5 protein-coding genes are annotated in these 7,586 nt (G+C 67.8%); 2 read left to right on the plus strand and 3 right to left on the minus strand.

Annotation, left to right across the window (positions count from 1 at the left end):
• Positions 1-40: 40 nt before the first annotated feature.
• The 3 genes from ACFWP7_RS11065 to ACFWP7_RS11075 all read right to left on the minus strand — a co-directional run bounded on the left by ACFWP7_RS11065 (position 41) and on the right by ACFWP7_RS11075 (position 5,049).
• Positions 41-1,351, minus strand: a complete 1,311-nt coding sequence (locus ACFWP7_RS11065; protein ID WP_384379436.1) for an RICIN domain-containing protein — start codon at positions 1,349-1,351, stop codon at positions 41-43.
• Between the two features lie 21 nt (positions 1,352-1,372).
• Positions 1,373-3,520, minus strand: a complete 2,148-nt coding sequence (locus tag ACFWP7_RS11070) for an RICIN domain-containing protein (protein WP_384379470.1) — start codon at positions 3,518-3,520, stop codon at positions 1,373-1,375.
• Positions 3,521-3,651: 131 nt separating this feature from the next.
• A complete protein-coding gene (locus ACFWP7_RS11075; protein ID WP_384379439.1) occupies positions 3,652-5,049 on the minus strand; it encodes a ricin-type beta-trefoil lectin domain protein in 1,398 nt (465 codons plus the stop codon).
• Between the two features lie 304 nt (positions 5,050-5,353).
• Between ACFWP7_RS11075 and ACFWP7_RS11080 the strand changes: the two genes are divergently transcribed.
• Positions 5,354-5,998, plus strand: coding sequence for a TMEM175 family protein (locus ACFWP7_RS11080; protein WP_384379442.1), 645 nt, complete (start codon positions 5,354-5,356; stop codon positions 5,996-5,998).
• A 283-nt stretch (positions 5,999-6,281) separates the two neighbouring features.
• A complete protein-coding gene (locus ACFWP7_RS11085; RefSeq protein ID WP_384379445.1) occupies positions 6,282-7,265 on the plus strand; it encodes an aldo/keto reductase in 984 nt (327 codons plus the stop codon).
• The last annotated feature ends 321 nt before the right edge of the window (positions 7,266-7,586 follow it).

A 7,586-nucleotide genomic window follows, 5' to 3' on the forward strand; every position in this document is an offset into this window, starting at 1 on the left:
CGCCGCTGGTGAGCGACGGGGGCACCGGTGTGCTGATCGGTCAGGGCTGTGCGGTGAGCGTGAAGCTCTGCGCGGTGGAGCCGTTGCAGGTGAGCTGGGTGAGCTGCACGCTGTTTGTCGCGGCGGTTGCCGCCGTCAGGCACTTACCGCTGTGGCGGGCGGTGAAGTGGTAGCGCCCGGTGCTTTCCTTCACCGGAAGCCACTGCTGGTTCTGGCCGCCCGAGTAGGTCCACAGTTGTAGCCCCGCGTTGTCGGCTGTCGAGACGCCGGTCACGTCGATGACCTGCTGCGGACTGGTGCGGATCCCGGCCTGCCGGTAGCCGCTGTCGGTCGAGCGGAACTGGAACTGCTGTGCCTGCGTGCCGTTGCAGGCGTACTGCTGGATCGCGGTTCCGTTCGCCGTGGCGGCCGAACGGGCGTCCACACAGGTGCCGTTGCCGGCGTTGGTCAGCGAGTACCAGGCGGTCTCGGAGACCGAGTCCGTCGGCGGGGTCGTGGTGGTGGCCCCGCCGAGCCACTTCAGCCCGTCAAGCACGAGCTGGTTCTGCGTCGCACTCCCGAACGTCGAGGACAGCCGCGTGTTGGTGTCGTAGTTCATCGCGTTGTGCCCGAAGTTCGCGTACAGCATCTTGTACTGCGTGTTGGTCCACACGATCGGGTAGTCGCCGCTGTACCAGGTCTGGGCGGGATCGGTGCCCACCGGGAAGGTGCTGGCGTCGAGCGAGGCCAGGACCTTGATGTTCGCGTTTGACCGCAGGTTGTTGGACCAGCTGTACCACTCACTGACCGACGAGGTGAAAGTCGCCGGCAGGTTCTTGGTGGCCGCGTGCGTACGGTCCTCCACCTTCAGGACCTCGGAGGTCGGGCCCCAGGTGTTCGACTTGAAGTTGCCGGAGCCGAGGAACGTGTTGTGGTACCACGACCAGCCCGCCGCGTTGGAGGTGTAGGCCGCGACATGGAAGCCCAGCCAGGCGCCGCCATTTCGCATGTACGTCTCAAACCCCGTGCGCTGGGCGGCCGACTGCGGCAGGTCGTCGAGGAACAGCACGACCTGGTATGCGTTGACCCCGCCATTGGCGAGCAGGTCCCAGTTGTTGCTGGAGGTGTAGGTGAAGCCGTTCGCCGCCGCCTGCTGGGGGAACCAGACGTTCGCCTCCTTGACGAAGTCGATGTGTGCGGCGTCCCAGGTGCCCGTGTAGAGGGCGAGCACCTTGAACGGGGCTGCGGCGACGCCCGCCTCGGGGGCGGTACTCGCCTGAGCGGCGGGTGGTGCCGCCAGGCCGAGCAACGTCGCCAGCAGGACGAGAACCTTCAGGGCTGCACGTGCCGGACCGGAACTGCTGATACGCATGGACGATCCTTTCCGAACGCGTCAGGGGTAACTGACGAGGTTGGCCACGTTGGTGGAGGAGTTGGACGGACCGCCGTTGCTGTTGACGACATGCCGGATCGTGCCCACACCGCCCAGGGAGACGGTCACCATGTTCGTCAGGCGCGTGCCGCCGTTACTCGGCACCTCGTAGGCTCTCTCGGCCGCGACCGCCGAGTTGACGTTGAAGTAGCAGTAGCTGCCGAGCCCCCACGCCTGATGGCTGGTGACGGAGGCGCCGACCTTGTAGGCCGCGTAGCCCTGCGTGGAACCGTTCATCCAGGCGGCCTGGTTGGGCGGGTCGTACGGCATCTCGTTCTGGTAGAAGTACGTTTTGCCGCCGTTGCCGTTCCAGATGGTCTGGTACTTCTGGTAATGCTCGACGAACAGGCCGTACATCGTGACGTTGTCGCCGTTCACGATGAGCCCGGTATCCGCCGTGTTGGTGGTCCAGCCGACTCCGGTCCCGTGGTCGGCGCGCCAGATCCACATGTGGTCACCGATGACGTTGTCGCTGTTGACGACGAGGCTGGTGGTCGCCTTGCCCACGGCCGCTCCGCCGACGCGGAAGTACACGTCGTGCAGGGAGGTCGGGTTGGTGGTGTGCGTGGCGGTGGCGCCGGTCGGGCCGACCTCCAGCAGCGTCGGGGAGTTGGTCGTGCCGGCGTCGAAGAGAACGCCCGCGATCTTGACTCCGTCGACGTCGGCGACCTTCATCGCGGTGATGCCGTTGTCAGGAATGAAGGTGGCGAGGCCCAGGCCGAGGATGACCGTGTCCGCGCGGTTCACCTGCAGGGTCTGGTCCAGGTGGTAGACGCCGGGAGTGACCAGGAGGTTCTTGCCCGCGGCCAGTGCGGCGTTGATCTGCGAGGCGGTCGAGCCGGCCTTGACGATGTAGAACTGGTCGATCGGGAGCGAACTCCCGGCGGTGCTGCCGCTCGCCCAGCTGGTTCCCGTGGAGTTCGTCCGCGTACTCGGCACGAACACCTGGTAGTTGCCCGCGCTGTCGACGTACAGGAACGGCTTCTCACGCGTGGTCGGGCTCTGCGCCACCGTGGTGTACGGCGGGCTGGGGAAGCTGTTGGCCGGCACACCCTGGCTGCCGACGAAGACCATGTTCCAGTTGGAGCCGGTCCAGCTACCGAGCTGCGAGTTGCGGGTCAGCCACTGCTGCTGGCTGCCGGAGTTCACCTGGCCGTCGATCTTGGTGTCGGCCATGTAACCGCCGCTGGACCAGCCGCCGTCGTCCAGGGCCAGGTTGCCGCGTACGTGCATCCGGCGGTAGGACGAGGCCTGGGAAACGGCCCAGCGGTCGGTGCCGCTCGTCGGATTGACCGAGAGGTTCTCGGCGCCGCGCCAGAAGTTCTGGGTGGCGTTGCCCTGGAACCAGTCGGCCTCGGCGTGCACCGCGCCGTTGATCGTCACCGAGTCCGGGGACAGGCCCAGGCCGAGGACCTGCGTGTAGAAGCCGACGTTGACGTCGGCGCTGTAGGTGCCCGGCTTGAACATCACGGCGTAGCGCTGGGAGCCGAACTGGTTCGTCTGCTGCTGCGTGAAGATGGTGTTCAGCCGGGACTGGATGGTCGACGCCGACATCGACGGGTCGAACACGACCACGTTCGCACCGAGGTCGACTCCGTTGGACGGCGGCGGGGTCACGGCTGCCACCTGGAAGCGCTGGGCCGCCGAACCGTTGCACGTGTACTGCACGAGCTGCACGCTGTCAGCGGTCGACGCGCTGGGCACGTCCAGGCACTTGCCGCTGTTGCGGTTGACGAAGTGGTAGTTGCCCGCGCCCTCGTCGACGGGGAGCCACTGCTGGTTGTTGCCGCCGCCGTACGCCCAGAGATGGACGAGGGCGTTGTCGGCCGTGGAGTTGTCGCTCACGTCCACGACCTGGCTGGTGCTGTTGGCGTTGCCGATCTGCACATAGCCGCCGCTGGTGGCGGTCAGGCTCCACTGCTGGGCCGTGGAGCTGTTGCAGGTGTACTGCTGCACCACGGTGCCGTTCGCGGTTCCGGCGGAGGCGGCGTCCAGACACTTGCCGCTGCCGCCGTTCACGACGGTGGCCAACCCGGTGGGCAGCGCGGCGGCCGCCGCGACAGCCTTGTCCTGCGAGGCGATCGTGATTCCGGTGACCGTGCTCGCCATGAGGGCGACCGCGATCACCAGTTTCGGTATCCGGCGGCGGCCGGACTCTGTGCTGCGTCTGAGCACGACTTCTCCTGATGCGGGTGGGGGGTGGAAAGGGAGATGGAACAGGGTGGCGCGGACTGGGTCCGTCAGCCGGTGTACCTGGCGAAGATGCTGGTGAACTGCCAGGCGGTCTGGGCCACACCCGAGCACGTGTCGTCGTTCGGGTAGCTGCCCGAGCACGGACGGTCGCGGTTGACCGACCAGAACGTCAGCCGCGCCAGGTGGTGCTGCTGCGCGTAGGCGAGGATCGTCTCGAAGTTGGCGGGGGTGACCGTCTCGTTGACGTCGGTGATCCCGTTCATGGACGAGATGCCCATGTCCCGGTAGGCCTGGTCGTCGGTGTACTTGTAGGCGTTCTTGAGCGCCGTCTTGAGGCCCTCGGCCGCCTGAACGGTGAGCGTGCCCATGTTCTGGCCGGCTCCGCCGAAGTCGAACGGCATGATCGTCCAGCCGTCCACGGTGAGACCGGACGCCGCGGCCCGGTTGATGAGGCCAGTGTCGGGGCCGGTCTGCCCGGTGCCGATGGTGACGTACACCTTGATGCCCGGGTTGTTGGCCTTGATGGTCTTGAGCGCGTCCACGGTGCGCTGCTGGACCGTCGTGTTGCTGTAGGCGTCGGCCTCGATGTCGATGTCGATGGCCTTGAGCCCGTAGGCGTTGATGACCTTCTGGTACGCGGTCGCCAGTTCACCGGCGGTGGAGCAGGAACTCTCCAGCTTGTTGCCGCTGTAGCCGCCGAACGACGGGATGACGTCGCCGCCGCCCGCGCGCACGGTGTTGATGGTCGTCTGGTCGACGCCACCGGTCAGTGCGCGGCCGCCGTCCCACTGCGGGTTGCAGTAGCCGTTGCTGAGGACGAAGGCCAGCGTGAACCACTTGACGCCGGTGGCGTTCATGACCGTGGTGGGGCTGGGCGGGCTGCCCCAGCCGTTGTAGATGTACGGGGCGACGGCCATCGGCGCGGAGGTGGTGGGAGGCGGGGTCGTGCCCCCGTCGGCGGCGGGCGCGGTCCACTTCTGGTTGGCGGAGCCGCCACACGTCCAGATCTGGACAGGGGTGGCGTTGGCCGAGGTGTTGCCCGTAACGTCGGCGCACTTGCTGGACTGCGTACCGATGATGGCGCCGGCCGTGGAGACCGTCCACTTCTGATTGGTGCTGCCTGCGCAGTCCCACAGCTGAAGCTTGGCGCCGTCCGCGGTCGAGTTGCCGGTGACGTCAAGACACTTGCCGAGGGCGCGTATGGTCCCGTCGGAGCCGCGCGTCCACTGCTGGGCGGCGGTGCCGTTGCAGTCGTAGATCTGTACGGCTGTGCCGTTCGTGGAACTTGCCCCGGCGACGTCCAGGCACTTGCCTCCGAGACCGGTGATGGTTCCGGTGGCGGCAGCGGCGGGTGCGGCGCTGAGGGCACTGGCTGAGAGAGCGAGCATTGCTGTGGCGAGCGCGGTGCGTAGCGCGGTGGAGTGCACGAGGGATCGTCTGGGCATCACGGCGATCACAGCCCTTCAGAGGTGGCTGATGAGTGGGGGGTTCACGTCCATGAACGACAGGCGTATTCGTGGGACGCTGGTGATCGGTGAACCTATTGGTCTGGTCCAGACACGTCAAGACGTAAAATCAAGATGTGAAATAAGGGGGCCTTGAAGCGGAGTCCCGGTGCGAGGAGTTGAACGATCCACGGTGGCCCGTGGTATCTCATGACCTCACGGATGTCAGCTCGCGCCAGGGCGCGACTCGGCCTCGACGATGCCAGCTCACCCACCCACCAACGACTGCCAGTGGTGCTGCCCCATGAACAACCGCACGTTCCAGCTCCCACGCCGCGAAACCGTGATCAGTCCGGAGCGACTCCTCTTCTTCGGCGACGCGGTCTTCGCGATCGCCATCACCCTGTTGGCCCTTGACATCACCGTGCCCGAGGGACTGGCCGACTCCGAGGTCGGTGCGGCGTTGCGGGACGCCGTGCCCAAGATGGGCGCGTACCTGCTGAGTTTCGCCGTGATCGGCGTCCTCTGGCAGGTACAGCACGCGTTGTTCCGCCTGGTCGGGACGCTCGACCGCTGCCTGCTCAACCTCTACCTCGCCCAGCTCGCCGTGGTCGCCGCGCTCCCGTTCCCCACCCGGCTCATCAGCGAGTACGGCGGGACGACCGCGGCCACAGCGTTCTACGCCGCGACGATCGCCCTGGCCGTCGGGCTGCTCGGCGGGATGGCGGCCCGCCTGCTCGCGCAGCCGTCCCTCGCCACCACGGACACGGAGCCCGCTCGCGTCAGGGACTCCCTCTGGCGGAGCCTGTCGATGATGGGGGTCTTCGCCACCTCCATCCCGGTGGCCTTCGCCTCCCCGACGGCCGCCAAGTACTGGTGGCTCCTGGCTGTCCCCGCCCGCTGGCTGCTGCGGGGCACGAAGACGCCGGACCGGCCCCACGCGCCGTGAGGTCAGCGGCTCGGCCGGGAACTCGGTGAACGAGACTCGCGAGGCTACGGCCGTCAGGGCTGCGGCCCGGCGCCGCGAAGAGCTGGTCCGCCGCGTGGGACGCGCAGGCTCACAGCCCGACGACGGTGATGTCCTCGACCCCGGTTGCGGCACGCGACCGGGGTCGAGGGTTCTTCGTCTCTTGTATGGATCGGTCATCTGATCCGTACTCCCTGTGGCCGCACCAGGTGCGGCCGGTCGGGCGGCGGCCTGCGCGCGGCCGGAGAGATGTCAGACTTACGGCATGGACGAGCGCGCATTCGGCAGGTCAGGTCAGCAGGCTTCGGTCATCGGTCTCGGCACGTGGCAGTTGGGCGCGGACTGGGGCGATGTGAGTGACCAGGACGCGCTGGCCGTACTGGAGGCGGCGGCCGAGTCGGGGGTGACCTTCTTCGACACGGCCGACGTGTACGGCGACGGGCGGAGCGAGCAGACGATCGCGACGTTCCTGCGCGGCAGGCCGGACCTGCATGTGCTGGTCGGGACAAAGATGGGCCGCCGGGTCGAGCAGATCCCGGAGAACTACGTCCTCGACAACTTCCGCGCCTGGAACGACCGTTCCCGGCGCAACCTCGGGGTCGACCGCATCGACCTGGTGCAGCTGCACTGCCCGCCGACCCCGGTCTACTCCTCGGACGAGGTGTTCGACGCCCTCGACACCCTGGTCGAGGAGGAGCGGATCGCCGCGTACGGCGTGAGCGTCGAGACGTGCGAGGAGGCTCTGACGGCGATCGCCCGGCCGAACGTGGCGAGCGTTCAGATCATCCTCAACCCGTTCCGTACGAAGCCTCTGCGGCAGGTGCTCCCGGCGGCGCAGGAGGCCGGTGTCGCCGTCATCGCCCGTGTTCCGCTCGCTTCCGGCCTGCTCTCCGGCAAGTACACCAAGGACACGGTCTTCGCGGCGAACGACCACCGGACGTACAACCGCCACGGAGAGGCCTTCGACCAGGGGGAGACCTTCGCCGGCGTCGACTTCGCGACCGGCGTGGAGGCGGCAACCGAGTTCTCCGCCCTCGCCCCGGAAGGCGCCACCCCCGCCCAGCTGGCGCTGCGCTGGATCATCCAACTGCCCGGTGTGACCACGGTGATTCCGGGTGCCCGCAACCCCGGGCAGGCCCGCGCCAACGCGGCGGCGGCGCAGCTGCCCGAGCTGCCGCAGAAGACCCTCGACGCGATCGAGGACCTCTACGAGCGGCGGATCAAGGAGCAGGTGGAGGGGCGCTGGTAGCCGCTGCTGCCGGGCTGTCCGGCGAAGGCGACAGCCACTCGGCGTCGAACTCCCGCGTCTTGGACGGTGATTGACCACCCACGGAGTGACCTTCGACTCACTCGTCCGGCAGGTCACCGTCCCCGCCCCGACGGCCTGTCGGACCTGGGCCGGTATCTCCAAACTCCGGGCAGCGCCTCGATGTTGCTCGACGCCCCGCGCTTCCCCAAGCGCGGTCGTGGACCGGCCGGGCGGCACCCTCAGCTTCCGGCTCGCCGAACAGACCAGACCAACACCCGGTGGGCGACCGACCCGACCGACCTGGCTCAGTGATCCCGTGGC

The sequence above is a fragment of the Streptomyces sp. NPDC058470 genome (assembly GCF_042721055.1).
GTDB lineage: Bacteria > Actinomycetota > Actinomycetes > Streptomycetales > Streptomycetaceae > Streptomyces.